This is a genomic window from Telluria sp. ZT3P25, from assembly GCF_059685895.1.
In genome coordinates, this window is sequence record NZ_JCASIJ010000002.1 from 439682 (window position 1) to 465974 (window position 26293).

General features: G+C 61.2%; 20 protein-coding genes. 6 read left to right on the forward strand and 14 right to left on the reverse strand.

The genetic code is table 11. From position 1 onward, the window contains the following. Positions 1 to 53: 53 nt before the first annotated feature. Both AC56LY_RS20490 and AC56LY_RS20495 read left to right on the forward strand, forming a co-directional pair. Complete coding sequence (locus AC56LY_RS20490; RefSeq protein ID WP_499582711.1) at positions 54 to 764, forward strand: SapC family protein; 711 nt, start codon at positions 54 to 56, stop codon at positions 762 to 764. After that, the gene (locus AC56LY_RS20495) at positions 748 to 1761 is read left to right on the forward strand and encodes a cupin-like domain-containing protein (RefSeq protein ID WP_499582713.1); all 1014 of its coding nucleotides are present in this window, start codon (positions 748 to 750) and stop codon (positions 1759 to 1761) included. The genes AC56LY_RS20490 and AC56LY_RS20495 overlap by 17 nt, the downstream gene beginning before the upstream one ends. A gap of 267 nt (positions 1762 to 2028) precedes the next feature. Here the strand turns inward: AC56LY_RS20495 and AC56LY_RS20500 are convergent, their stop codons facing one another. From AC56LY_RS20500 to AC56LY_RS20540, 9 genes are all read right to left on the reverse strand, one after another. After that, positions 2029 to 3336 (reverse strand): sugar MFS transporter, encoded by a 1308-nt coding sequence (locus AC56LY_RS20500; RefSeq protein WP_499582715.1) that lies wholly within the window; start codon positions 3334 to 3336, stop codon positions 2029 to 2031. A 10-nt stretch (positions 3337 to 3346) separates the two neighbouring features. After that, the gene (locus tag AC56LY_RS20505; RefSeq protein ID WP_499582717.1) at positions 3347 to 4330 is read right to left on the reverse strand and encodes a glucokinase; all 984 of its coding nucleotides are present in this window, start codon (positions 4328 to 4330) and stop codon (positions 3347 to 3349) included. Further along, a complete protein-coding gene (locus tag AC56LY_RS20510; RefSeq protein ID WP_499582719.1) occupies positions 4327 to 6846 on the reverse strand; it encodes a glycoside hydrolase family 3 protein in 2520 nt (839 codons plus the stop codon). The genes AC56LY_RS20505 and AC56LY_RS20510 overlap by 4 nt, the downstream gene beginning before the upstream one ends. Positions 6847 to 6875: 29 nt before the next feature. Continuing rightward, complete coding sequence (locus tag AC56LY_RS20515; RefSeq protein ID WP_499582721.1) at positions 6876 to 8240, reverse strand: GH1 family beta-glucosidase; 1365 nt, start codon at positions 8238 to 8240, stop codon at positions 6876 to 6878. Between the two features lie 131 nt (positions 8241 to 8371). Next, entirely contained in the window at positions 8372 to 9430 is a 1059-nt protein-coding gene (locus AC56LY_RS20520) for a LacI family DNA-binding transcriptional regulator (protein ID WP_258837040.1), read from the reverse strand. A 60-nt stretch (positions 9431 to 9490) separates the two neighbouring features. Next, positions 9491 to 10552, reverse strand: a complete 1062-nt coding sequence (locus AC56LY_RS20525) for an ABC transporter ATP-binding protein (RefSeq protein ID WP_499582723.1) — start codon at positions 10550 to 10552, stop codon at positions 9491 to 9493. Positions 10553 to 10557: 5 nt separating this feature from the next. Beyond that, on the reverse strand, positions 10558 to 11388 hold the full coding sequence (locus tag AC56LY_RS20530) for a carbohydrate ABC transporter permease (protein ID WP_183554619.1): 831 nt from the start codon (positions 11386 to 11388) through the stop codon (positions 10558 to 10560). Beyond that, a complete protein-coding gene (locus AC56LY_RS20535; RefSeq protein WP_183554617.1) occupies positions 11385 to 12278 on the reverse strand; it encodes a carbohydrate ABC transporter permease in 894 nt (297 codons plus the stop codon). Before AC56LY_RS20535 ends, AC56LY_RS20530 begins: the two co-directional genes overlap by 4 nt. Before the next feature lie 4 nt (positions 12279 to 12282). Further along, entirely contained in the window at positions 12283 to 13545 is a 1263-nt protein-coding gene (locus AC56LY_RS20540; protein ID WP_499583461.1) for an ABC transporter substrate-binding protein, read from the reverse strand. Between the two features lie 402 nt (positions 13546 to 13947). Here AC56LY_RS20540 and AC56LY_RS20545 point away from each other — a divergent pair, with 402 nt between their 5' ends. The 4 genes from AC56LY_RS20545 (at position 13948) to AC56LY_RS20560 (ending at position 18462) form a co-directional block, all read left to right on the forward strand. Then, the gene (locus tag AC56LY_RS20545; protein ID WP_499582726.1) at positions 13948 to 14955 is read left to right on the forward strand and encodes a response regulator; all 1008 of its coding nucleotides are present in this window, start codon (positions 13948 to 13950) and stop codon (positions 14953 to 14955) included. Between the two features lie 444 nt (positions 14956 to 15399). After that, positions 15400 to 17061 (forward strand): methyl-accepting chemotaxis protein, encoded by a 1662-nt coding sequence (locus AC56LY_RS20550; protein WP_499582728.1) that lies wholly within the window; start codon positions 15400 to 15402, stop codon positions 17059 to 17061. A 333-nt stretch (positions 17062 to 17394) separates the two neighbouring features. Further along, a complete protein-coding gene (locus AC56LY_RS20555) occupies positions 17395 to 17610 on the forward strand; it encodes a hypothetical protein (protein WP_499582730.1) in 216 nt (71 codons plus the stop codon). A gap of 396 nt (positions 17611 to 18006) precedes the next feature. Next, on the forward strand, positions 18007 to 18462 hold the full coding sequence (locus AC56LY_RS20560) for a hypothetical protein (RefSeq protein ID WP_499582732.1): 456 nt from the start codon (positions 18007 to 18009) through the stop codon (positions 18460 to 18462). 251 nt (positions 18463 to 18713) lie between these two features. On the opposite strand, the gene AC56LY_RS20565 is transcribed toward AC56LY_RS20560, so the two are convergent. From AC56LY_RS20565 to AC56LY_RS20585, 5 genes are all read right to left on the reverse strand, one after another. Next, positions 18714 to 18992 carry a PAAR domain-containing protein gene (locus tag AC56LY_RS20565; protein WP_499582734.1) on the reverse strand — a complete coding sequence of 93 codons (279 nt, stop codon included), beginning with the start codon at positions 18990 to 18992 and terminating at the stop codon, positions 18714 to 18716. A gap of 26 nt (positions 18993 to 19018) precedes the next feature. After that, positions 19019 to 20044: a tetratricopeptide repeat protein gene (locus AC56LY_RS20570; RefSeq protein ID WP_499582736.1), complete on the reverse strand. Its 1026-nt coding sequence runs from the start codon at positions 20042 to 20044 to the stop codon at positions 19019 to 19021. A 47-nt stretch (positions 20045 to 20091) separates the two neighbouring features. Further along, positions 20092 to 20943: an SEL1-like repeat protein gene (locus AC56LY_RS20575; protein WP_499582738.1), complete on the reverse strand. Its 852-nt coding sequence runs from the start codon at positions 20941 to 20943 to the stop codon at positions 20092 to 20094. A 178-nt stretch (positions 20944 to 21121) separates the two neighbouring features. Next, complete coding sequence (locus AC56LY_RS20580) at positions 21122 to 23074, reverse strand: phospholipase D-like domain-containing protein (protein WP_499582740.1); 1953 nt, start codon at positions 23072 to 23074, stop codon at positions 21122 to 21124. Between the two features lie 49 nt (positions 23075 to 23123). Next, a complete protein-coding gene (locus AC56LY_RS20585; protein WP_499582742.1) occupies positions 23124 to 25943 on the reverse strand; it encodes a type VI secretion system Vgr family protein in 2820 nt (939 codons plus the stop codon). Positions 25944 to 26293: the final 350 nt, after the last annotated feature.

Genomic DNA, 26293 nt, shown 5'->3' on the forward strand with positions numbered 1-26293 from the left:
GGCCCGCCGTTGTCGTTTCACCGAGTGATTCCAACAACGCCAACGAGACAGTCATGCCCAATATCGCCCTGCTGAACAACATCGAACACAAGGATCTGCACATCATCGGCGGCCACCGCCCCGGCCTGGGCAGCGAGGTCGCGTGGGTGCCGACCTTCGCCGACGAATTCCGCTCGCTGCAGGGGATCTATCCGATCATCTTCCGCCAGCTCGAAGACGGCACCAACTTCGAAGCGATCGCGCTGCTGGGCTTTACCGAAGACGAGAACCTGTTCCTGCAGGACGGCCGCTGGGATGCGCCGCTGGTGCCATGGATGCACGAGCGCCAGCCGTTCTACATCGGCCGCAATGGCGAGGAGCTGATGATCCAGGTCGACCTCGATCACCCGCGCGTGAGCACGACCGACGGCGAGCCGGTGTTCATGCCGCATGGCGGCAACACCGAATACCTGGAAAAGGTCAGCACCATGCTGTCGAACATCCACAACGGCGTGCAGGCCAATATCGGCTTCCTCGAAGCGCTCAAGCGCCATGACCTGCTCGATGCATTCGTGCTCGACATGGAATTCGACAATGGCGCGCAACACCGCCTGGGCGGCTTTTTCACGATCCATGAAGAACGCCTGGGCGCGCTCGATGGCGCCGTCATCGCCGAACTGCATGCGGCCGGCTACCTGGCGCCGATCTACTTCGCGCTGGCGTCGCTGTCGAACTTCCGCAACCTGATCGACCGCAAGAATCACCGCGATGCCGCTCGCCGCTAACGCCATCCGCGAGCTCGCCGGTGTGGCGCCGGCCGATCTCGATGCAACAATCCTGGCCTCGACCGAGCCGCTGCTGCTGCGCGGCCTGGTGGCGCACTGGCCGGTGGTGGCCGCAGGGCGCCAGTCGCCGCAGGCAGCGCTCGACTACCTGCGCCACTGGTGCGGCGACGCCACCGTCAATGCGATGCTCGGCCCGCCCGACATCAAGGGCCGCTTCTTCTACAACGCCGCGCTCGACGGCTTCAATTTCCAGTCACTGCGGGTGCGGCTCGATGCCGTGCTCGATGAACTGGCCAAGCACCTGGCCACGCCGGCGCCGCCCGCCATCTACGTCGGCTCGACCACGATCGACGGCGCGCTGCCGGGCTTCCGGCACGAGAACGATGTCGACCTTGGCCCGCGCGACCCGCTGGCATCCATCTGGATCGGCAACCGCACCCGCATCGCTGCCCACTACGACCTGCCGGACAACCTGGCCTGCATCGCGGCCGGACGACGCCGCTTCACGCTCTTCCCGCCCGGCCAGCAGCACAATCTGTACATCGGCCCGATCGACGTGACGCCGGCCGGCCAGCCCATCAGCCTGGTCGACTTCGCACAACCCGATCTCGAACGTTTTCCACGCTTTGCCGACGCACTCGAGCAGGCGCAGAGCGCCGAACTGGCGCCGGGCGACGCGCTGTTCATCCCCAGCATGTGGTGGCACCACGTCGAGGCGCTGGACGACGTCAATGTGCTGATCAATTACTGGTGGCGCCAGTCGCCGGCCTGGATGGATACGCCCAACAACGCGCTGATGCACGCCCTGATGACGGTGCGCGACCTGCCACCGGCACAGCGCGCGGCCTGGGCCGAGCTATTCCGGCACTACGTGTTCGAGGCCGATGCCGAGACGGCCGCCCACATCCCGCCAGGCGCGCGCGGCCTGCTCGACCCAATGGACGACAACGCGTCACGCATGGTGCGCGCACAGCTTCTCAAGCGCCTGAACCGGTAACCCCCACCGAAAAGCCGGGGTCAGGTCTGACATTCGGACACGATCTCTACAGTAAGCTCGTCGAAAGCCGGGGTCAGGTCTGACATTTGGACACGATCTGGACAATCGATCTTTTGGACGAGCTGCACTTGACCATGCTGATACTGGGCAACACGCCATTGGAAGTGGCTAAGGCTGAGGTCGTGTCCGAATGTCAGACCTGACCCCGGCTGTGCCCAAAAAAATGCCCGCATCATGTGCGGGCATTTTCGTTGATGATGGCGACGTTTATTCCGCCGCCACCTTCTGCTTGTGCAGGTCAGCGTACTTCACGCCGTAGTACAGGATGAACAGGTAGCACGCTGCCGGCACCAGGAACGAGATCTGCAGGCCGATGGTGTCGGCCAGGATGCCCTGGATGAACGGCACGATCGCGCCGCCGACGATGGCCATGCACAGGATGCCCGAACCCTGGCCCGTGAACTTGCCCAGGCCGTGCAGCGCCATGCTGAAGATGGTGGGGAACATGATCGAGTTGCACAGGCCGACGGCGATGATCGCCCACATCGCCAGGCTGCCATCGGTGAAGATTGCGGTGAGCACCAGCGCGATCGAACCGAGTGCGGTCACGGCCAGCGACTTGCCCGGGCTGACGTAGCGCATTACCGCAAAGCCGATGAAGCGGCCCACCAGCGCGCCGCCCCAGTACAGGCTGACGTAGCGGGCCGCGTCGGCATGCGACAGCCCGGCAATGTGCGGCTCGCCGATAAAGTTGATCAGGAAGCTGCCGATACTGACTTCAGCGCCCACGTACAGGAAGATGCCCAGCGCGCCGAGCACCAGGTGGCGGTAGGCCATCGCGCCGCCCTTGCCATCGACGGCAGCGGTGGTGGTGTCCTGAAACTCGATCTTCGGCAGACGCGCCAGTGCGAACAGCACGGCAAGCAGCGCGAGCGCCGCGGCCAGGCCGAGGTACGGGCCCTGCACGGCAGCCGCTTCGGCCGCACGGTGCGCCATCCGTTCGGCTTCCGGCAGCAGCGCCAGCTGGTCGGCCGACAGCGCCACTGTCGACAGGATCAAAAAGCCCCCCAGCGTCGGCGCCACCGTGGTGCCGAGCGAATTGAAGGCTTGCGTGAGCGTCAGGCGGCTGGCGGCGGTGCGCGCAGGGCCAAGGACGGTGACGTACGGGTTGGCCGCGACCTGCAGGATCGTGATCCCGCTGGCCAGCACGAACAGCGCGAACAGGAACAGGCCGTAGCCGCCGTTCGACGCCGGATAGAACAGCGCGCAGCCGGTGGCCGCGACCAGCAGGCCGGCGACGGCGCCGTTCTGGTAGCCGAGGCGGCGGATCAGCGCGCCGGCCGGCAGCGAGACGACGACGTAGGCACCGAAGAAGCACAGCTGCACCAGCATCGCCTGCATGTAGGTGAGGGTGTAGATCGATTTCAGGTGCGGGATCAGGACGTCGTTGAGTGACGTGATCAGGCCCCACATGAAGAACAGGATGGTGACGATGAACAGCGCGCCGGTATGCGCATTGCGTTCGCCGTCAATCGCTGCACTGGGCACGGATGGGGTCTGGATGGGATTCTGCATGGTCTCTCCGTTATTGGTGCAGACTAAAAATTTGATCCGACAGCATAGCCGAAACGCCGCGCAACGCGGGATATTGTTCAGTAATCAAGTAAGTCGGTATGCGCGCCAGGTAATCACCCAGGCGGCCCTTGTCTTCGAAGCGCGCGCGAAACGCCGATTGCTCGAACAGCAAGCCCAAACGCGGCACGATGCCACCGCCGATATACATGCCGCCAGTCGCCCCCAGTGTGAGCGCGACATTGCCAGCCACGCTGCCCAGGATCGCGCAGAACACCCGCACCGAGCCCTGGCACTCCAGGCACGAACCATCGAGTGCCGCCGTGGTGATGTCGGCCGCCTTCATGCGCCGGCTGGTGCGGGCCCAGTGGATCAGTTCCAGCCCCATGCCCGACAACAGGCGCTCGGCCGAGACGTGGCCGTACTCGCTCCACAACGCTTCCAGAATCGCGACCTCGTCGCGGTTGACGGGGGCGAAGCTCACGTGGCCCCCTTCGCCCGACAGCGCAATCCAGCGCCCGCCGGCCGGAACCACGCCCGAGACACCCAGGCCCGTGCCCGGGCCGATCAGACCAATGGTCCGGTTGGGCAGCTCGATGCCACCGCCGATGCGCTGGCGCCCGCCGGGCGGCAGGTGCGGCAGCGCCATCGCCAGCGCCGCGAAGTCGTTGACCATCAACAGCGTCGTCAAGCCCAGTTCCTGTCGCAGCGCGTCGATCGAAAAGGCCCAGTGGTGGTTGGTCATCCGGATCTCGTCGCCCTCGACCGGATTGGCAATCGCCAGCGCCGCATGGCGCACGCTGTCCACTGCCATCCCGCGTGCACGCGCGCCTTCAAGGTAGGCGCGGATCGCGTCGCCCAATGTCAGGTAGCTGGCGCCGGTCAGCACCTCGACGTCATCGAAGCCGCCAGCCGGATCGGACTGCAGCGCGAAGCGTGCATTGGTGCCGCCGATGTCGGCCAGCAGCCGCAGGCCGTGCGTCACCTCTGCCGTCATTTCAGGTCCTCGCAGCGCACGGCATCGGCCTCTTTCGCAGCGCCACCGGCGATCTCGATGTTCGCAAAGGCTGCGGTGAACGGGCCGTCGCTGGTCACGCTGAACGGCGTATCGACCTTGGCCAGGTCCAGCCCCTTGGCCTGGAAGCAGGCGAGTGGGATCGAGACCGTGTGCTTGCCGCCGTCGGCCAGGCGCTTGAACAGGCTTGTGGCATCGAGCGCGGTGTCGTTCGCGCCCTGGCGCATCGCGAGCATCACCTTGCCGGTAGGTGCCTTGGCGACCATGGTGTCAAAGCGCAGCGCGCCATCCTTGGCTGCCGCTGCCGGCACCACCATGGCGCGCGCACCGCGTGCTTCGAGCGTGGCTGGCCCGGTCCAGGCGCCCATCTTGGCATCCTGCTGGGTGTTGACCTGGGCGGTCGTCACGACGATGCCCGGCAGCGTGAAGCTCGCATTCAGGTCGGCGCCCAGCACCGTGGTTTGCTTGCCGCTGCGGATCGCCAGCGGGAAGCTGGTGCGATCGGCCTGGCTGAATACGGGGAAGGTATTGCCGGCGCTGCACCCGCCTTGCGGAATCGTTTCATCGAGCTTGCCGAGTTTGGAGCGCGTGCCCGCCTTCAGGCCGTAGCCGTAAGCGAACAGCGGCGCGTAATCCTTGTCGCCGACATTGAGCTTGACCTGGCAGGCCGACTTCGGCCACGAGAACGGCAGCGTGCCGCGGAAGTCATAGCGCTTGCCGCCCGCGATGAGCAGGTCCGACACGCCCTTGCCCTCGGAACCCGGCAGCCAGGCCGAGATGAAGGTGTCCGACAGATTCAGCAGGTCGTTGCCGTACACCGGCCGGCCCGTGACCATCACGGTGATGACGGGTTTGCCCTTGCCGGCCACTGCCTGCAGCACGGCCAGGTCTTCCGGATAGCGGCTGCTGTGGCGCAGCGTGCCGGATGGGTGGATGTCGCCATCGCCTTCAGCATACGGGCGCTCGCCAATCACGGCAATCACCGTGTCGAATTGCGTCACGTCGACGTCTTTCGCGTCGACGCTGAAGCGAACGTTGTCTCTGCCTGCCGCGTCGCGAATACCGGTCAGGATCGTGTCGGCATTCTTGAAATCGGCATTCGTGGTGGCGGTGCCCTGCCACGTGATCGACCAGCCGCCGCTCTGGTTCGACAGCTCGTCGGCGCTCTTGCCCACGACGAGGATTTTCTGGCCGCGCTTTAACGGCAGGGCCGGGCCTTCGTTCTTGAGCAGCACGAGCGACTCGCGCACGGCCTGGCGCGCCAGCGCGCGGGCCTGCATCGCATCGTCCTTGCCGGCATAGGCGTTCTGGGCCGGGCTCTTGTCGAACAGACCGGCGCGCAGCTTGACGCGGATGATGCGGGTCACGGCGTCGTCGATGCGCGCCATCGGGATCTCGCCCGACTCGACCTGCTTGATCGTGTTGGCGATGAAGGCCTTCCAGTCATCCGGCACCATGAACATGTCGTTGCCGGCGTTGACCGCCTGGGCGCAGCTGTCGTTGCGGCAGCCTTTCACTTCGCCGATGCCGTTCCAGTCGGTGACGACAAAGCCGTCGAAGCCCATCTTGTTCTTGAGGATGTCGGTGATCGCCACTTTGCTGCCATGCAGCTTGCCATGCTCGACGCCGGCCGCCGTGTCGGTCCAGCTGTTAAACGACGACATCACGGTCTGCGCGCCCGCGGTCAGTGCCGGGACGTAGCCGGCGCCATGGATGTTGATAAGGTCAACGGCGCTGGCCTCGGTCACGCCACGGTCCTTGCCGTTCTTCGTGCCACCGTCGCCGATGAAGTGCTTGGCCGTCGCAATGGTGTTGGCGTCGTCCTTGAAGGCGCCCTGCATGCCTTTGACGTACTCGCCAGCGTAGCTGCGCACGACTTCCGGATGCTCGGCATAGCTTTCATAGGTGCGGCCCCAGCGATCGTCGCGCACGACGGCCAGCGTCGGGCCGAACACCCAGGCGATGCCGGTCGCGCGCACGGCCTTCGCGGTGGCCGCGCCGATCTCGCGCATCAGCTTCGGATTGCGCGCCGCGCCCAGCCCGATATTGTGCGGGAACAGCGTGGCGCCCGGTACGTTGTTGTGGCCATGGACCGCGTCGGTGCCCCACACGACCGGCACCTTGATCGCCATGTCGGTCTTCATCGACGCGTCGTGGTACGCCTGCGCCAGCGCCAGCCATTCCTTCGCGCTGGCCGCCTTGTTCCCGTTCGGCCAGCTGCCGCCGCCATTGAGCACCGAGCCCAGATAGTATTTGGTCACGTCGGCCGGCGTGGCGGTCTTGATCTCGGGCTGCGTCATCTGGCCGATCTTCTGGGCAAGCGTCATCTTGCTGACGATCTCCTGGACGCGCTTCTCGAGCGCGGCATCCTTCTTGATCGCGCTGGTCACGCGCGGCCAGTCGGCCAGGTTGGTGTCGACCGGGGCGGCATGCGCGAAGGCAGGCAAGGCAAGGGCGATCGCAAGGGCGAGCAGGGAAGGGCGAAGCGTGGTTGTCATGGTTTGTCTCGTTCGTTGTCGTTAGAAATTCATGCCTGGCGCAGGAACGCGCCGTACCATTTGCCGCTGCTCTTGAGGCGACGTTGCTGCGTAGCGTAATCGATGTGCACGAGGCCAAAGCGCTTCAGATAGCCCTCGGCCCACTCGAAGTTGTCGAGCAGACTCCAGGCGAAGTAACCCTTGACTGGCGCGCCGCCGTCGATCGCGGCCTTGAGCGAGGCCAGGTGGCGCATCAGGTAATGGCGGCGCTGCACATCGTCTATCTCGCCGTCGGCGCCGACCACGTCGTCAAAGGCCGAACCGTTTTCGGTCACGTACATCGGGCCCGGGTGGTAGTCGTTCTCGATGCGCAGCAGGAGTTCGGCCAGGCCCTCGGGCACCACGGGCCAGCCCATCGCGGTGATCTCGCCTTCGGTGGGCGGCAGCACCTTGGTGTTCAGCGGCGCGTGGCCGGCGGCATGCGCGACGGTTTCGGGGAAGTAGTAATTCACGCCCATGAAATCGGTCTTGACCGCGATGGCGTCCATGTCGCCCGGCGCGACGTCGGGCGCGGCGGCGCCGACCTGCTGGAGCGTGGCTTCAGGATAGCCACGGCCGAACAGCGGATCGAGGAACCAGCGGTAGCGCAGGCCGTCGTGGCGTTCCTTTGCCGCGATGTCCTCGGCGCTGTCGCTCGCGGCGCGCAGCGGGTGCAGGCTGACGGCCATGCCGACCTGCGCATCCGGCACATTCGCGCGGATCAGCGGCACCGCCTTGCCGTGCGAGACGAGCACATTGTGCGCGACCTGCAGCGCTGCCTTCAGGTCGGTCTTGCCGGGCGCATGCCAGCCTTCGAAGTTGCCGATGATCGCCGTGCACCATGGCTCGTTGTGCGTGATCCAGTGTTTGACGCGGTCGCCCAGTGTGCGCGTCATGGCGTCGGTGTAGTCAAGGAAGGCGTCGATCGTGGCGCGGTCTTCCCAGCCGCCCGCATCCTGCAGCGTTTGTGGCAAGTCCCAGTGGTACAGCGTGGCCCATGGCTGCAGGCCCCGTTCGAGCATGCCGTCAACCAGGCGCGAATAGAAATCCAGGCCCTTCTGGTTCGGCGCGCCGCCGCCTTCGCTGAAAATGCGCGGCCAGGCGATCGAGAAGCGGTAGGCGTTCAGGCCCATGCCGCGCGCGATGTCGAAGTCTTCCGGCCAGCGGTGGTAATGGTCGCACGCAACCAGGCCGTTGGAGCCGTCGCGGATGGTGCCAGGCGTGGCGGCAAAGCGGTCCCAGATCGATTCCACGCGGCCGTCGTCGCGGCCGGCGCCTTCGATCTGATAGGACGATGTGGCGCAGCCCCACAAAAAATCGCGGGCAAAATCGCTGCGCTGCGGCGCTTGTGGCTCGGGGCGGTTGGCAGTGGTCATGGGTTTCGCTCTATCTGGTCAATAAGGTCTGAATGAAATTTTCGGGAAAACATCCAAGTCGTTTGGAAAGCTTTCCAGTTCGTGTCCAAAAAAATGGCCGCGCGCGGCCGGTGCTGGCTGGGCCAGCGATGTCATGTTTTCTTGCCCTCGTGTTTGGCTTTGGCTTTGGGCTTGGCCTTGCTGCCTGCGGCCCTGGCCAGCGATGCACGCATCGTCACGCTGACGGGGAACGTGCGCGCCACCGGGCGGCCCAGCTCATAGCAGCGATTGAGCAGGGCGTTGATGCCGGCCAGCGTCATCTCGCGCCATGGCATGTGCACCGACGTCAGGCGCGGCGCCGCGAATTCAGCGCTGGGGGTGTCGTCGTAGCCGATCACCGACAGGTCGCGCGGCACGCTGATGCCGGCTTCCTGGAAGTACGACAGCGCGCCCACGGCCATCTCGTCGTTGGCGCAGAACAGCGCCGTGCACGGCGTCTTCGATTCGACCAGCGCCTTGGCCGCCAGCCAGCCGCCCTGCGGTGAGAAGTCGCTTTCGGCGATCCAGACCTTGTCGGTATCGAGGCCTTCGGCCAGCAGTTCGTGCATGAAGCCATCGACACGCGCCACGTTGTCGATCAGCGCATTCGGCCCGGCGATGACGGCGATGTCGCGGTGGCCATGGTCCAGCAGCGCGCGCGCCGCGAGGCGCCCGCCCAGCGCATGGTCGACCGTGAAGCACTGGCCGGGCAGGTCGGCGAAATCGTGGTTGAGCGAGACGATCGTGCGGCGCTTGGCGCCCAGCGCGGCGATGTCGTCATCGGTCAGCGCGCTGCTCATCATGATCAGGCCATCGCAGCCGCGCTCGATGAGAAATTCGATGCCCTCGATGGCCTGGTTGCGCGCGTCGCCCAGGCCCACGCCAAAGGCCACCACCATGTGCAGGCCGGCCGCGCGCAGTTCGGTATCGATGATCTGCAGGATCGGCGTGTAGAAGGTACCCGACAACACCGGGATGTAGACGCCGACCATCCGGCTGGTGCCGGACAGCAGGGCGCGCGCCGCGTGCGACGGGCGAAACCCCAGCTCGTCGATCGCCTTGCGCACGCGCTCGAGCGTGGCGGGCGATACCGAGCCTTTGCCGCTGACCACGCGCGAGGCGGTGCCGAGACCGACGCCGGCCAGCCGCGCTACGTCCTTGATTGTCGCCACGTGCGATTCCTGTTCGATGAGTGGATCAAAATAACCGCCAAGCATACTGTATTCATCTGACTATGGCATCCCTGATTGCAGCCGATTGCCGGTGGACCCGTCGAACAACGACACCCGCTGCGCATCGATCGCAAAGCGCACCGATTGACCGGCTGCCAGCGGCCGCGCATCGTGCTCGATGGCGGACAATGCCTGGCCGGCGCAGTCGAGCCACACCACCTGGTGATTGCCCATCGGTTCGACCAGCGTGACGCTGGCCTGCAGCGGGCCATGCTCGTCGATCCGGATGTGTTCGGGACGTGCGGCCAGCGTCACGGCGCCTGCCGCGACGGAACGCGCCAGCTGCAGCGTGACCGCGCCAGCGCTGAAGCGTCCGGTCGCATCGATGCTGCCGTCAATAAAATTCATCGAGGGCGAACCGAGAAAGCCCGCCACGAAGCGGTTTGCCGGCGTCTCGTAGACCTCGGCCGGGGTGCCGATCTGCTGGATGCGACCACCCTGCATCACGACGATGCGCGTGGCCAGCGTCATCGCCTCGGCCTGGTCGTGCGTCACGTAGATCATCGTCGAACCCAGGCGCTGATGCAGCAGCTTGAGTTCGCGCCGCAGTTCGGCGCGCAGCTTGGCGTCCAGGTTCGACAGCGGCTCGTCGAACAGGTAGACGCCCGCTTCGCGCACGAGCGCGCGCCCGATCGCGACGCGCTGGCGCTGGCCACCCGAGAGCTGCGCCGGCTTGCGATCGAGCAGGGCGCCCAGCTGCAGCATCTCGGCCGTGTGGCGTACGCGGCGCGTCACTTCGGCCTTCGGCGTGCCGGCGATACGCAGGCCGAACGACATGTTCTTCTCAACCGTCATCGTCGGATACAGCGCGTACGACTGGAACACCATACCGATCCCGCGCTCGCTCGGATCGGCGTGGCTCATGTCACGCCCGCCGATTTCGATGGCGCCGCCCGAGACGTCGATCAGGCCCGCGATGCTGTGCAACAGCGTGGATTTGCCGCAGCCCGATGGGCCAAGCAGCACGAGGAATTCGCCCGGTGCGATCTCCAGATCGAGGTCGCGGATGATCTCGTTATTGCCGCGGGTGATGCACAGTTTGCGCAGATGGACATTCGACATGAGGGTCAGCCTTTCACGGCGCCGGCGGCGATACCGCGCACGAACCAGCGTCCGGAGATAAAGTAGATCACCAGCGGCACGGCGGCCGTCAGGATGGTGGCGGCCATGTTCACGTTGTACATGCGGGTGCCGGTGGTGGTGTTGATCACGTTATTGAGCTGCACCGTCATCGGCAGGTTCTCGCGGCCAGCGAACACCAGGCCCAGGATGTAATCGTTCCAGACACCCGTGACCTGCATGATCGCGGCCACCACGATGATCGGCAGCGACATCGGCAGCATCACCTGCAAAAAGATGCGCCAGAAACCGCCGCCATCGATGCGCGCGGCCTGGAACAACTCGTGCGGCACCGACGCATAGTAATTGCGGAACAGCAGCGTCATGAGCGGCATGCCGAAGATGACGTGCACGACGACGATCGCCGGCAGCGAGCCGAAGACGCCGGCATGCGCCATCATCCACACCAGCGGATAAATCATGACCTGTACCGGAATGAAGGCGCCGGCCAGCAGCACGCCAAACAGCAGGTTTGCACCACGCGGGCGCCAGAACGACAGCGCATAACCGTTGATCGCGCCAAGCAGGATCGGGATCACGGTGCTGGGTACGGCGATCGCCACCGAATTCCAGAAGCCCTGGCTGACCGCGCCCCAGGCCGCGCGCCACGGGTCCAGGGTGGCCACGCCGGGCAGGGCGAACACATTGCCCATCCTGATTTCCGCCATCGGCTTGAACGACGTGATGACCATGACGTACAGCGGCAGCAAAAAGAACAGGGCGGCGCTCAGCAGAAAGGCATAGATGCCGATGCGGGCCGGCGAAAGGCGCGCTGTCATGCGTGCCCGCCGTTCAGGCGCGCGCGGCGGCTGCGCGCATACGCATACGGCGCGAGCAGGGCCAGCACCGGCACCAGCAGCGTCACGGCGCCGGCCGATGCCAGGCCGATATTCGAGCGCAGGAACAGATGGTCCATGATGAACTTGGCCGGCACTTCGCTGGCGATGCCGGGTCCGCCCTGCGTCATCGCGACGACGGCGTCGAACAGCTTGACGACGGCGGTCGAGAGCAGCAGGAACACGGTCGCCACGGTGGGGCCGAGCATCGGCAGCACGATCTGCAGGTACACGCGCCAGGCCGGAATGCCATCCAGGCGCGCGGCCTTGTAGATCTCGGGATCGATGCCGCGCAGGCCGGCCAGCATCAGCGCCATGACCAGGCCCGAGGCCTGCCACACGGTGGCGATGACGACGGTGTAGATCACCAGGTCCTGGTGCACGATCCAGTCGAACGAAAACCCGGGAAAGCCCAGCTGGCGCACGGCCCCTTCGATGCCGCTGCCGGGCGCCAGCAGCCATTGCCACACCAGGCCCGTGGCGATGAACGACATCGCATACGGGTACAGGAAGACGGTGCGCAGCAGGCCTTCACCCTTGACGTTCTGGTCGATGAACACCGCCAGCAAAAAGCCGATGACCATGCAGGCGACGATGAATACCGCACCGTAGATTGCCAGGTTATGCAGCGAGAGCAGCCAGCGCTCGTTGTCGAACAGGCGCACGTACTGCGCCACGCCGATGAATTTATCGGACGGGAAGGTGCGCGAGGCGGTGAACGACGTGCGCAGGGTCCACAGCGCGCCGCCGACGTAGGCCAGCAGCACCGTCAGCGCCATCGGCAGCAGGGCGATATGGGGACTGAGGTGCCGGGAGAGTCGGGATGCATGCATGGCGTCAGTACTTCAAGGCGCGGGCAATGCTGCGCTGGACCTTCTCGACGCGCGTGTCCATATTCCAGTACGCGGTCAGGATGTCCTGCATTGCCCCGTTCTGGTCGGGCGTCAGATAGACCTCGGTCACGCCGACCTGGCGCGAGCGGTCCTTGATGATGGCCACGCCCTTTTGCGCGCACAGATCGAGCTCATTGGACTGGGCATCCAGGCGCACGGGGATCGAGCCTTTCAGCTTGCTGAAGGCGATCTGCAATGCGGGCTGCGAGACGACTTGCGCCAGCAGCTGCTGGGCCTTGATGGCGTCCGGCTTGTCGGTGCGCGGGAAAACAAAGACGTCACCCTGCATCAGGTACGGTGTGTCGGGCTTGAGGCCGGCGATGCAGCCATAGTGCTGGCCGGGCAGCTGGCCGGCGTTGGTGAATTCGCCCTTGGCCCAGTCGCCCATCACCTGAAAGCCTGCACGGCCACTGATGACCAGCGCGGTGGCGTCGTTCCAGTTGCGGCCCGGTGCGCCGGGATCGACGTATGACTTCATGCGCTTGAAGGCCAGCAGCACGTCGCGAAAGGCGGGCGAGAGGATCGTGGCCTGGTCGCGGTCCCGGATCACTTTCAGGTACAGATCGCGCCCGCCGATATTGGCGAGTAAAGCCGAGAACAAAACGGTCTCCTGCCACGACTGGCCGCCGTGGGCGAGCGGGATGAGACCCGCGGCCTTGAGCTTGTCGAGCGCGGCGAAGAGTTCCGGCATGCTCGCCGGCTCGCGCGTGATGCCGGCCTTCTTGAAGGCGGCTTTCGAGTACCAGATCCACGTCTGCATGTGGATATTGAGCGGCACCGCGTAGTAGTGGCCATCGTGCTTGATGACGTCGATCAGCGGCTCGGGCAGGATGCGGTCCCAGTCCTGGGCCTTCGCGACGGCGTCGACGTTGTTGAGCATATTCTGCTCGATGACGTCGGTGAACTGCCTGGAGGTGTTGAACTGCGCAGCGGTCGGCGGATTGCCGCCGATGATGCGGTTGATGGTAACGGCGCGCGACTGGTCGCCGCCCGCGATGGCGCTGTCAACCCACACGCCGCCGGCAGCGCGAAACGCCTGGGCGACCTGCTTGACGGCGTTCGATTCGCCGCCGGAGGTCCACCAGTGGATGACTTCTGCTTTCGGTGCGGCCGCACTGGCTGGCGCGCTACCGAGCACGATACTCAGCGCACCTGCAGCGGCGCACAACCATGCGCAGGCTGCTGCCAGGTTGCAGGATTTGACCATCTTGTCTCCGTTCAGTGCCATGTTTTTTTGGCACGTTGGAAACGTTACCATTGGCTTTGCCCGACTATAGCATCGGGTCAATTGACGGTCAAACTAAACTTGCGGATTGTAATGTGGAGCGACGTTCTGTCAGGGGCAAAGTACGCAAGTCCGGAATCAGGCAGCGGTCGAAGCGGAAAAAACGGACACGGTTTTCGTCATAGTGTAGAGTAATAGTTAATCTTTCAAGCAGGTGAAAATCTGGTTGCCATGCTTGCAAATGGCGCGACGCTTCGGAGGCATGTTGAGAAATTCAAAGATATTTCCACGTGAACCGCACTCCTTGATCGATGTTGATCGAGCAGGCCTGTCTGCCGCAAGTGCAACATCGGTCGCGCTGGCCAACGCGCATGGCAGCAACCCATGAGTCGCCCGACTATTTTACTTGTCGACGATGAGCCAGCCAATCTTGCCATGATGCGCAAGGTGCTCAGCGATGACTACACCCTGGTGTTTGCCCGCAACGGCGCCGAAACGATGGCAGCGCTGCACAAGCATCGGCCGGCCATGGTGTTACTGGATATCGGCCTGCCAGACATCAACGGGTACGATCTCTGCCTGAAAATCAAGCAGAGCGATACGACCGGGACCACCCAGGTCATCTTCGTGACGGCGTACGCCGACCCCGTGAATGAAGCCGCCGGTTTTTATGCTGGCGGCGTCGACTACATCACGAAACCCGTTTCGCCCCCGATCGTGCGCGCCCGTGTCGCCAGCCACCTGTCCCAGGTGCGGGCCGAATTGCTGGCCAGAAGTTACCGCGAGGCGATCTCGATGCTGGGCCAAGCGGGGCATTTCAACGATACCGATACCGGTGCGCACATCTGGCGCATGGCCGCCTATGCAAAGGCGCTTGCCAGAGGGGCAGGGTGGAGCGCCGAAGACAGCGAGCAGCTCGAACTGGCGGCGCCGATGCATGACACCGGCAAAATAGGTATTCCCCAGTCCATCCTGCGCAAACCCGGTCCACTGGACGAGGCCGAGTGGGCCATCATGAAAACCCATCCGCAGATCGGCTACGACATTCTGAGCAAAAGCGCCGCCCAGGTATTCCAGCTCGCCGCCGAGGTAGCGTTGTATCACCATGAGAAGTGGGACGGCAGCGGCTATCCGGCCGGCCTCTCCGGGGACGCCATCCCGCAATCAGCGCGCCTGGTGGCGCTCGCCGACGTGTTCGATGCCCTGAGCATCAGGCGCCCGTACAAGGAAGCATGGCCTGTCGACAAAATCGTGGCCTATGTCGATGGCCGCTCAGGGACGGATTTCGATCCGGCGCTGGTGGACGTGTTTCACAGAACGTTGCCCAAGTTGCTCGACATCCAGCAGACGTGGGATGCGCGGGATAGCGAGCTGCAACCTCGTCAGGGATGATCCAGAAAAAAGCCCAATCTGAAGGATGGCTTTTTAAAGATGATGACCAAAATGCATGGTTAAGCCTCGCAGAAGATGGCATTAAAGCTGAACCGTATTTGTCGGACTTTTGCTACACAGCGGCATGATAATATTGGGGAAGTGAAACTTTCTCATGAGAAATTGCGATAAACTTGGGACGTAGTCACCGCTCACATCATGTGCTGGGATATCTATGCCACGAGTGCCTTTTCATACCTGCTGCAATGGCAGTGTATATATACACCCGCCCCCGCCTTGAAATACATGCGGGGATGCCAACCCCTTGTTCATTTCTTCTATTCTTGGCAAATGCCTGATAAACGTTTTATTTTCGCAAGAGAATAGAATCGGCTTGTCGATGTACGTCATTCTGCTTGGAAAAAATATATCCGACAGTGTGGTGTTTCTTAATTCGGAGTCATCATGTACTTTTTCAAGCAGCGTCTTGGCCGACAACTGACAATCGCTTTCTCGACGCTCGTCTCAATTATTGTGGCCATATCTGCGCTGGCAGTATTCAGCTTGAGTGAAGCCCAGTCCAACTTCGACGGTTTTGTTGGTGATGAGTTCAACCGAGGCAGCGTTGCGCGTGATGTCAGGTCGTCAGTCAGTGCAAGGGCAATCGCAGCGCGCAACCTTATTTTATTGAATGCGCCTGCCGACATCGCTGCAGAAAAGGCTGCAGTAATGGCGGCCCACGAGCGTGTAAAAGACCGTATGGCGTTGCTGAAAAGATTGCTTGATCTGGATAATAAAGCGACGCCAAGAGAGCATCAACTCTACGATGAGTTGGTCAGTATTGAGCAGCGTTATGGCCCTATTGCGCTGTCTATCGTCGAAATGGCGCTGAACGGCAAGAAATCTGAAGCAACTGAAAAAATGAATGCTGAGTGCCAGCCACTATTAAAGAGGCTGATTGCTACGGTAGGCGAATATGCAAAATTGATCACTAGTTCGGCAGAAGGTGAAATCCAGAAATCAGCTGAAAAATTTCGCACCAAGCGTTTGTTGCTGATCTGCGTGTCGCTGATTGCCGTTGTCACGGCGATTGCACTTTCACGCTTGATAAAACGCAGCTTGCATCGCTCTCTGGGTGCCGATCCGCATGATTTGAGAAAAGCCGCGAATCAGGTCCGGTCCGGGGACTTGGGAACGTTACCGGAAGCAGCAACCGCGCCAGAAAACAGTGTGATGGCCTCACTCGGAGACATGCAGCAATCACTGGCAACGATCGTGAATAGTGTTCGTCGTTCCTCCGATACGATCGAGTCCGGTTCAACCGAGATTGCTGATCGAAATAAAGATTTATCGACACGTACTTTGGAGCAGGCAAGGCAGTTGCAGCAAAGTGCAAGCGCGATGGAAAAAATCACCAGTACTATTCGGGTCAATGCCGACACCGCGGCCCGTGCCAGTGATTTGGCGTTGAGTGCGCGCGCGGCTGCTGAAAACGGCGGTTCCATGGTCGACGAAGTTGTCATCACCATGCAAAAAATCACGGCGAGCTCCAAAAAGATTGAAGACATCATTTCTGTGATTGACGGAATCGCATTCCAGACCAACATCCTTGCGTTGAACGCCGCAGTCGAGGCGGCCCGTGCGGGTGAGCAGGGCAGGGGGTTTGCCGTCGTGGCGAGTGAGGTTCGCGCACTGGCGCAACGCAGCGCACAGGCGGCCAAGGAAATCAAGGTATTGATTATTGACAGCGTCGGCATGATCGGCTCGGGGGCGGGCATGGTATCAAACGCGGGTGAGGCAATGACCGCGATCGTCAGCGAAGTAAAGAGTGTTGCAGAGCTGATCAGCGAAATCAGCACGGCCACCCGTGAGCAGACCATGAGCATCAGCAGTGTTGGCGAGACCGTCATGGCACTGGATCAGGGCACCCAGCAAAACGCATCACTGGTCGAGCAGATGGCCGATGCCGCAGATGCCCTGAACCAGCAGGCACATAGTCTGGTGTCTGCAGTGTCATTATTTAAAGTTGCAGGGGGCAGCGATATGACCGGTGACGCAGGCAAGCGGAGTTCTAATGGTCATCCCCCCACAAAAAAAGCGCGATTAGAAGTAGAGTTTTCTTCTTGAGATACAGAACGCTTTACATGAATACATCCTGCTTTACCGACAGCCAGATCATCGCCATCCTCTAGCAGGCCAACGCCGGCAACCGATGCCGGCACTCTGCCATGAAAGCGGTACCAGCAACGCCACGTTCTATAAGTAGTGTTTCAAGCTTTGCGGCATGGATGCCTCGCTGATGGTCCTCATGAAGGAGCTGGAAGAGAGAAGCCGGCGCCTTAAAAAATTACGTCGAGGAGCGCCTGAAGGCCGAAATCGGTGCTGAGGAGCTTACAAAAAAGTGGTAGCTCCATCTCAACGGCGGGAGAGGGCACAGTGGCCGTGACGGAATGGTCAGCCATGGTCAAGCTGGCGTGCCAAGCATTTGGCATTAGCCAGACCTGCTGCCGATACGAAGCGAAACTGAATGCGGAATACAACGTCAATGCCGATTGGCTTCCGCAGCGGATGAACAACCAGCGCACCGGGATTTGGGTTGTGCTTCCTGTACCTGCGCAACGTGAACCGCTTCCAATGGAATCACAAGCGCGGCTGCAGAATTTGCCGCGAACTTGAGCTGTACCTGCGGATCAAACCGCTTCATCTTCTGTGCGTGAGAAACCGCTACCGCTGGCAGTGCCGACTGCGATCAGCCAAGTGGTTGTGGACCTAAATCACGACCAACCCAACATGTCATCCCGCGGCATTCCACCAAAACAGCAACTTGTCCTTGCCGCTTAATCTCTACTTTTAGCTCGCTTGAAAAAAGGGGGATTGCCGGGCGACCTTCTCCTTCTTCATTGCGTTTCAGCAGCTTTCGGGTTGATCACGACCTCCACTTCTGTCAGGGAAATCGCGATGAGTTGCACAGACGCAAATTGCACCCTGAACGATGCTTCGACAATGAGATATTGACGTCGACGTTACTGCTGTTCCAAGCTCGCGCCCAGGCGCCAACTTCAGCAAACAAATATGGGCATCACCATGGCGATTGTATTTTCCAGTCAACTGGTCGTTCCTGCATCCATCGTGGCGCTACTGAGCGCCGTCTACCTGGTTCGCCACACGGAGCGCATGGTCCGCGCCCGCTATCAGGCGACGCTTGGATCAACTGCCTTCGGCATGGTGGCGACTGCATGCCTGATTCTGCCAACGCTCTGGTATGCAGTGTTCTACGAACGCTGCAACGGGCCAGGACGCGAAGTAATCCATATGCTTTGTGGGGGAGGTCTCAGCGTCTCAGCGGTCATTTTTGCACTCGTCAACTTTTCAACAATGCGCCGTACCGACGCTGTTCTCTGCACAGTTGCACAGGTACTTCTGGCCGTGGCCGTGCTTGCGGTGGGATCGGTACCGCCTTTGCTGTGGGATGTGTACCAGGACGCTCGCCACTGGCGGTGGGACCCGTGCCCTTCAAGACGGCCATGACGTGCGCGCCAATCGACGGATCGTCCGTAAAGAATAAAGCCGTCTGTTAAATGGGATGCGCTGCAAGGCGTACGTGAGCAGAACTACCTCCGCCCGCCGCTTGATTCGCTGCGTGTCTGGCATATGAAGGTCGAGGCGTGGGTACTCGAGCAGGTTGGGATCGTCTTGGCACCGGCTCCGGCACCGGCACCGGGGCTGGCAGCTTTACCTGTCGTCGCTTCCTAAAAGCCCTGAGTGCATAAGCTGCAGCGCTAGCCGACGGTTGCTGGCAGACTGCCAATCAGCTTGCATCCACATTCGGTCGTACACCCCTCTACGGCGACCGGGACTCCGCTAACGGTGAACGACTTGTCGGCGGAAGTAATTTTGTTTATCCCGTGCGGTTTTCCCCCAGGGTAGAACAGCGGGCAATTGACCTGATCCCCAAGCCGGGCAATCGCACGCCCGTGGATGTCATGATTTGGTGAGCCGCTGATAACGGTGCCGCCATGGTCGGTTTTGTCGCCAACCGTGATTATTTTTAGCGGCATATTTTTCTTTCCGAGAGTTGGTTAGGTTAGTAGCTCGGTGGGCCTTCTGGATCCGGCTCGATCGCATCCTGAATACCCTTCCATGTAGGTAGTTCCGCAGGAGGCAGTGGTAACACTTGGTCGAGGCGAGTTAGTTTTAGGTCGGGGTTAAGATCCAACGCATCCGAGATCTGGTCGTAGCGGCTTTTGCGTTCCGTATCAGGCATTATTCCAATCTCTCTGAGCGCAACTTGGTCTTGCTTGTCGCGCAAACTCCATTCTTCGGTGTCGAAAATAAACATCAATGCTGCTGCAGATTCTTTGCTACCGAATCGTGTCCCCGCTTGGTAATACTCCAATGCCGCGGCGAAATTCTTGAATAGCTTGGCAGTCACTCCAAGATCGTAGGCTGCAGGGCCATGGCCCTGTTTATAGGCGCACATGACCATCGCTTCCTCGGCATCGCGGCGTTCGGCCTTCAGATAAGCTCCTGCCAAGGCCATCTGCGCTTCCGGACTGCCGAGCTGCGCTGCCTTCAGGTAATAAGCCCATGCGATCTGTTCATCTTGCGCAGCGCCGCCGTAGCCGTGCTCATGTGCAACACCGAGATCGTAGTAGCCCCATGCCTGACCGGTTGCAGCGGCCGAGCGCAGGATTTCTACCAATTTATTCGCGTCCGGGTCGAGCACGTTGTTCGTGTCGAGGGGGCCAAGGCCGGTCCGGTAGAAGTAGGCCATCAATGCGCGCGCGCCCCAGTCGCCCTGGTTCGCGGCGGCCTGTACGTCGTGCAGGATGCTAAGGGCTTCCTGCCGCGTCAATTGCCACTCGATCTTGCTGCGCCATAGCTTGCGGGCATTGATGTAGAGCCGGTAGGCGGCCGGGTCGCGGGTTCGCGGCATCGTGTCCTTCCACCGGCCGCAAGTCGGAATCGGACCGTTGACGTCGAACGCCTGCAAGCCAGCGGGGATCGCGTGCATTTTCACGTACTCGACGTGCTGGGCATACGCGTAGATCCCAATCATAGCGGCGAGCGATGTGCCCACAAGAGTGAGCCAGTGGCGAAGAGAGAGCATGGCTGGATAGGGGTTCCGAATGTGGTGAACGTGTGGCAGCGATGGCGTCAGTAACTCGGCGGGCCGTCCGGCTCGGGCTCGATTGCGTCCTGGATGCCATTCCACGCAGGTAGTTCCGCAGGAGGCAGTGGCAACACCAGGTCGAGGCGATTCAGCTTCAGGTCAGAGTTGATGTCCAGAGCTCGGAACATTTCCTTGTACCGACTTTTACGATCAGGATCGGGTAGGATATTGAGTTCTTTGAACGCAGTCTGCTCCTGTTTGTCGCGCGAATTCCATTCTTCGGGGTCAAAGATAAACATCAATGCTGCTGCTGAGCGCTTATCCCCGAACTTCGTCCCCGCCTGCTGATACTCCAGCACCGCCGCGAAATTCTTGCGAAGGTCAGCATTTATTCCAAGATCGTAGGCCGCAGGGCCATGTCCTTGCTTATAGGCACACATTACCATCGCTTCTTCGGCGTCCCACCGGTTGTTCTTTACATAAGCACTAGCTAAGGCCATCTGCGCCTCCGGACTGCCGAGTTCAGCCGCCTTCAGGTAGTAGGCCCATGTAATCTGTTCATCCTGAGCAGCACCTCCGTAGCCGTGCTCGTGGGCGACACCGAGATCGTAGTAGCCCCAGGCTTGGCCCGCTGCGACTGCCATGCGGATGATCTCGACTGATTTGTCGGCGTCCGGATCAAGTACATGATTGGTGTCGAGCGGGCCAAGGCCTGATCGATAGAAATAGGCCATCAATGCACGCGCGCCCCAGTCGCCCTGGTTTGCGGCGGCCTGCACGTCGTGCAGGATGCTAAGCGCTTCCTGACGCGTCAATTGCCACTCGATCTTGCTGCGCCATAGCTTGCGCGCTTCAATGTAGAGCCGGTAGGCGGCTGGATCGCGGGTTTTTGGCATTGTGTCCTTCCAGCGCCCACAGGTCGGGATTGGCCCGTTTACGTCGAATGCCTGTAAGCCGGGAGGGATGGTATGCATCTTTACGAACTCCAAATGTTGTTGTAAGAAATAGGCGCCGATGGCGATCACAACCGAGGCGCTAACTATCAAGATCCATCGGGGACGGGGGCGTCGCATGTCAGATCACAGGCGGACCGGGCTGCCTATCGACATGGAATTTGGCAATCTGGCCAGACAGGGGGTGGCTCTTTGCCATTGCGTTGCTGTTTTTTTCCATCAGTCCCAACCACCTAGTAAAAGTTTCTTCCATATCGCCAAACTGCGCCGGTCCCACGTTATTAGTACACTGATCGAACAGCCTCTTGCGCAAGTCAAACGCAACATCCTTGGCCTCGCTGAGCAGATTCAGCTCGCTGTCCAAAGCCATGCTGCGCACGTTCAGATTGGCCGATCCCACCGTGAAGGCCGCGTCGTCAACGATCGCCACCTTGGCGTGGATGTAGGTTTCTTCGTAATCCTTGGTCGATTTCGGGTGCTTGGCGCCGCTCCACATCGACGCCATGAGCGCCTTGATCCCGCATTGTTCTAGCGTCGCAGGCGTGATAGGCATCCTAGTTCTATTGCGCGTGGCCTTCGCCACTCGTTCCTCGTGCTCCAGCTTCATGGTTTCGCTCTGCCCGAATCGCACGGCAACGTCATAGGTCGCCAGGTCCATGCCATCGGTCTCCGGGGTGGAGGTCAGGATGAACACGTAGATGAGTTTGGTGTAACCGGCTCTGCGCAGCTTAAAAACACACGTCATCATGTAGTTCGCCCAGGCCTCGTACTGGACATACTGGTTCTGGATGAAGATGTAGTGATGGGTCAGCCGGGTCAGGTTGGCGTAGCATTCCTTGATTGATTTCTCCTGCTTTGCCGGGTACGTCCGCAACAGCTGCGCGCTGTGATGGCAGTTCTTCAGGGCAAAGTCGGGTGCCTTCAGGTGCGACCTGCTCTGCACGGAAGGATGGGCTGTCCCTGACGGTTTTGCTACTGCATTGGCTGCGGCAAGTGCCGCCTTGACCGCCAGGCCCGGCGACGTCATCCAGATCGCATTCATCAGGGTCGATGTGGCTTCTTCGGATTCGGCCCAGCCAGTGCAGAAATTGTGATTCATGTCGTACAGGATCGGTCCGCGCACGCGCAGCGAAACGTCCTGATACGGTTTGGCAGTAATTGCATATTTTTTGAAAAATTCGCCGAGGCGCTCCGCCTTTCGCGTTAACGGTTGTTCAGTCTGGCCAGACATCATTTGCATTTGTCTGTCGTACCGGTCCCATGCTTCATCGATTACAGCCGACAGCTTGGTATCCCGGCCGGCCGGATTCTTGCTATACAGTGTTTCACGGCGTATATCCTGAAAGCGATGATCGACCGTGTCCCAGAAGTCAGTCGTCGAGTTATGCCCCATCACGTAGCCGATGGCGCGCGCCGGCGTCTCGTAGTCGATCAGAATCATCTTTTGATGATGAGTGGGGTAGATGGATCCTGCTGTGCCATCAATGAGGCTGATCTTGTACTTCTCGCCAGCAAGCGAGGGGTCCCGAAACTTGAGCGCGACTTCACGGGTCTGCAGCACGATGGTCGGTATCTTTTGCGCGATGATCTCGTCGAACCATGCGCGGTTGTACTGGTCGTGCGTTTCGTTGAAATAGCCGGCGTAAGCACCGATCGTGGGAACACGGGTTCCATACAAGCCCGGATTGTTTTTTTGTATGGCATAGGACGCGGCATTGTCGTGCCAGAGCAGCAGGCGCACCGTGACGGGATTTTCCTTACGGGTCGCGATTTGCTTGAGCAGATCGCCATAGCGCGTGCCGTCTTCGGCTCTTTCACCACGGATGAGCACCATGCCCGGGTCAAATCCCCAGGTGATGATGTCCACGCTATGTTGTGCTTGAAGCAGGTCTTTGTGGATGCGCTGGAACACTTCTTCGCCGCAGATGAGCGGCTCAAGATGGCAGTGGTGGCGCGCCAGGTAAGTCTGGTGCTTGCTTGTCCTGATCCACCAGGGCAAGGACAAGCATTGGTAGGGGCCTAGTGTCCGGTTGTAGCAGAGCTTTTGTGTATAAAGCGCCTCATTTTCTTCCATGCCCATTTTCTTCCCTTTCCATCTAAAGGCCGCTGTCGGCGCCTGCAGCTCACGCCTGCTGGCTGGACCAGGGATTGGCGTCGATCCGGTCCTGGTCCAGGGAGTGCTCGTCGTCGGTCAGGGCGCCGCCCGGATTCTCATAGCCGTGGTATCCCACGCCCGCGTTTTGCTCGTGCTGCTCGGTGTAGGCGCTGGCAGCGATTTCAAAAGACTGGCCGGTCGGGAGCTCGACCTTGTACTCTGCGCTGGCATCGAGCTCGTGCGCGAACTGGATGTTTCCCTTGTCGTCGATCTGCCCCTGTTCGACCATTGCCCCATCCTTGAACAGTTTGAACGGCATGCCAGCACTGCTTCTCCCGGCAGTCTCCGCATGGCTGCCGACATGCAGCGCGCCGCGGCCCTTGCCCAGTACATCGGCCACGGGCGGCATGGAAACCGCCATCTCCATGTTCTTGGCGTTCACAAAGCTGTAGTGCGCGGCGTGTGCGACGAAATTGCCATTCGTGCCGTGTTCGATACCACCGGCGGCGAATTTCACGTAGCTGCCGCCGCCATTGATGACGACTTCTTCCTTGGCGCTGATCGTGATCCGGTTGGCCGTGTGCGTGATTTCCAGCTTGGCCAGCAGTTTGATGTTGTTCGACAGTGCCTGCAGATCGATGTCACCAGCGGCGGCCACCATCTTCATGCCAGCCTTCTGGACGAACAGCCGGAACGACTGGCGGATGCTGGCAAAGAAATGCGTGCCGACAGCCAGCGACAGGCTTTTCCCGGTCGTAAGGGCCGTGTGGCGGTCGCTGGCGATGTGGGTATCACCGGTCGTCGTGGTTGCGATACCGGCCGCACTCGCCAGCACCAGGTGCGGCTTGGCCAGCTCAGGGAAACTGTCCGCTTTTGCGTCCGGACCTTTCACCGCGTCCTTCTGCGTCTGCAGGAGTGAGGCAACGCCGTCCTGGTTATCCGAAGGCTCCTGCGCACCGTTTTTTTGCGCGATCTCACCCAGCAGTTGATGCTGCTCAACTGCGAGCGCGATGCGCCGCACCGTTTCGTCCATGTCTTTCATCGGGCCGCGTGCAGCTTGCCGCGCTTCTGTGGTGATCAAGAGTCCCTTGGCTGCGCGCGCCACGCCATGGCCATCGGTGCGTAGTTCCCAGCCTTCGCCGCGTGCGTCCTTGCGGCCGCTATTGTCCTCGATGCGCCCGATGTGCCCGAGCGACAGTTGGCTGCACTGGTGGTCGCTTTTTAGCTGCGCCTGGATCATCTCCTTGGTGTCGTCAAGAACGAGGTGGTTGCCGCGTGTGCCGCCGCCCAGTTCCCGGCTGCGCATGCCAGCCAGCGAATGTTGCTTCGGCAGCGACCACGGTGGCATATGCCTACCGTTGTAGACAGCCCCCAGGATGAGCGGATGATCGATATTCCCGTTCGCGTAAACGACCGCCACTTCCTCACCAACACGCGGCAAACGGATCTGCCCGAACTCGTCGCCGGCGGCCGGCGTCATTACCCGGATCCACGGCGAGCTGTTTTCGTCGTACTTGTCCAGCCGGTTCCAGTGGAACTGCAGCTTGACCCGCCCGTAGTCGTCCGTATGGATGTCAGCGCCGGCCGGGCCAACCACGATCGCCGTATGAAGCCCCATGTAGGTACCGGGCTCGCTGTTGTAGTTGCGGCCCGGGCGCCAGCGGATATCCTTGCGAATGCAGGTCAGCCGGTTTTCGTAATGCGACGGTGCGCCTGGCCCGGCCTGGTAGTTGTTCGCCACCTCATGGTCGACAGACAGGATGAGGTAGAAGCGGTCGTCGATGCTGCGGCGCGGTTCCGGATCGTATTCGGGCGACCGTGGTTCGGCACTGAAGTGTCCGCCGAGCTTGAAGGTACGCCCCGGCAGCACGCTCCGTTCATTGCCCTTTGCCTCGAAGTACTGCGTGTCCTTGTCCGCCTCCTCCATGCGCCGCGTTGCCAGCTGCTCGCCATCGTCGCGTATGCGAAAGCCGTAAGAACCTGTGTCTTCGTAGACTTCGTAGGGAAAGATATCGCCTTGCCGGTTGGCTGAAATGCCTTTGGCGCGCTGCGCGCTCGGGCTCTTGTAATCGAACGTTGCCAGCGTTGTCTGGCCCGAGCCGAGGCGTCGCACGGCCGTCCACTCGTGAATGCCGTCGTCTTCGAGCGAACCACTCTTCTTGTGGAACGGGATCACGTACGCTTCCTCATCGATCCGCTCGGACAGGAAGCTGTTGCCAGAGATCATGAGCCGGTGGCGGCCAAATTCGTGCTCGTACCAGTAATGCAAGCCAAGCGCTTCCCAGCGCCGGTGCAGGTGGTTGTAATCGGTCTCGTTGTGCTGGTTGGCGACGGTCAGCTTCGACTCGTCGATTGGGTACATATGCCAATCGGCCTGGCGATAGTGCTTCAGCGTTTCTTCGGTGATCTCTCGTACGCTTTTACCGTGAAACGACACGTTATCCTTGCGCAGCCGCGCGAATGCAAGCCACGGTTCGAGCACCATCTGGTAGAAGGCGAATCCGCCATCGGTGCGCAGGAAGCGGAACTCGGTGATATGGCCGTTGAAGTAACGCAGCAATCCGTCTTCGCGCACCAGTGAGATCACCGCCATCCGGCCCATCAGCATTTTCAGGGGGATGCGCGCTTCGTCCGACAATACTTCGACGATAAAGCGGAACCCCCGCGAGACTTCTTCCCGGGCGACGAGCTTGTTCGGCAGCAGGATGGCAGGCGGCCCATCCTTGAACGGAAAATCCAGCCGCATCAGGCGCTTGTGTTGCGAGTTTCCGCTGAACGCCGACAGTGCGGCACCGGCCGCAATGACCTGACTTAAGCCCATTGACTGCCTCCGGTAGCCGCTCGGCATCGCCGTAGCGCAAGTGGAAATTGTCCAGCGGCTACGTTACCTCGGTGTCGCCAAAGCGAAATTGATAGCAATCAATACGCTTCCCAGAGCCATTTTTTGATTTGGCCAGTCACCAGGCCTGAACAGGCTAATTCAGCTAGTTGGGGGCAGCTGTTACAGACGCCCAGAAAGCAAAAAGCCCAATCCTGAGGATTGGGCTTTTTGTTGAACTACTGGTGCCGGCTGCCGGTTTCGAACTGGCCACCTGATGATTACAAATCATAGCGGGCGACAATTCCCCAACGTTGATCTACATATCTTTTATTGCGTAAGTCATTGAAAAAGCGAAGATTTGACCTTCGTCGGGGGTT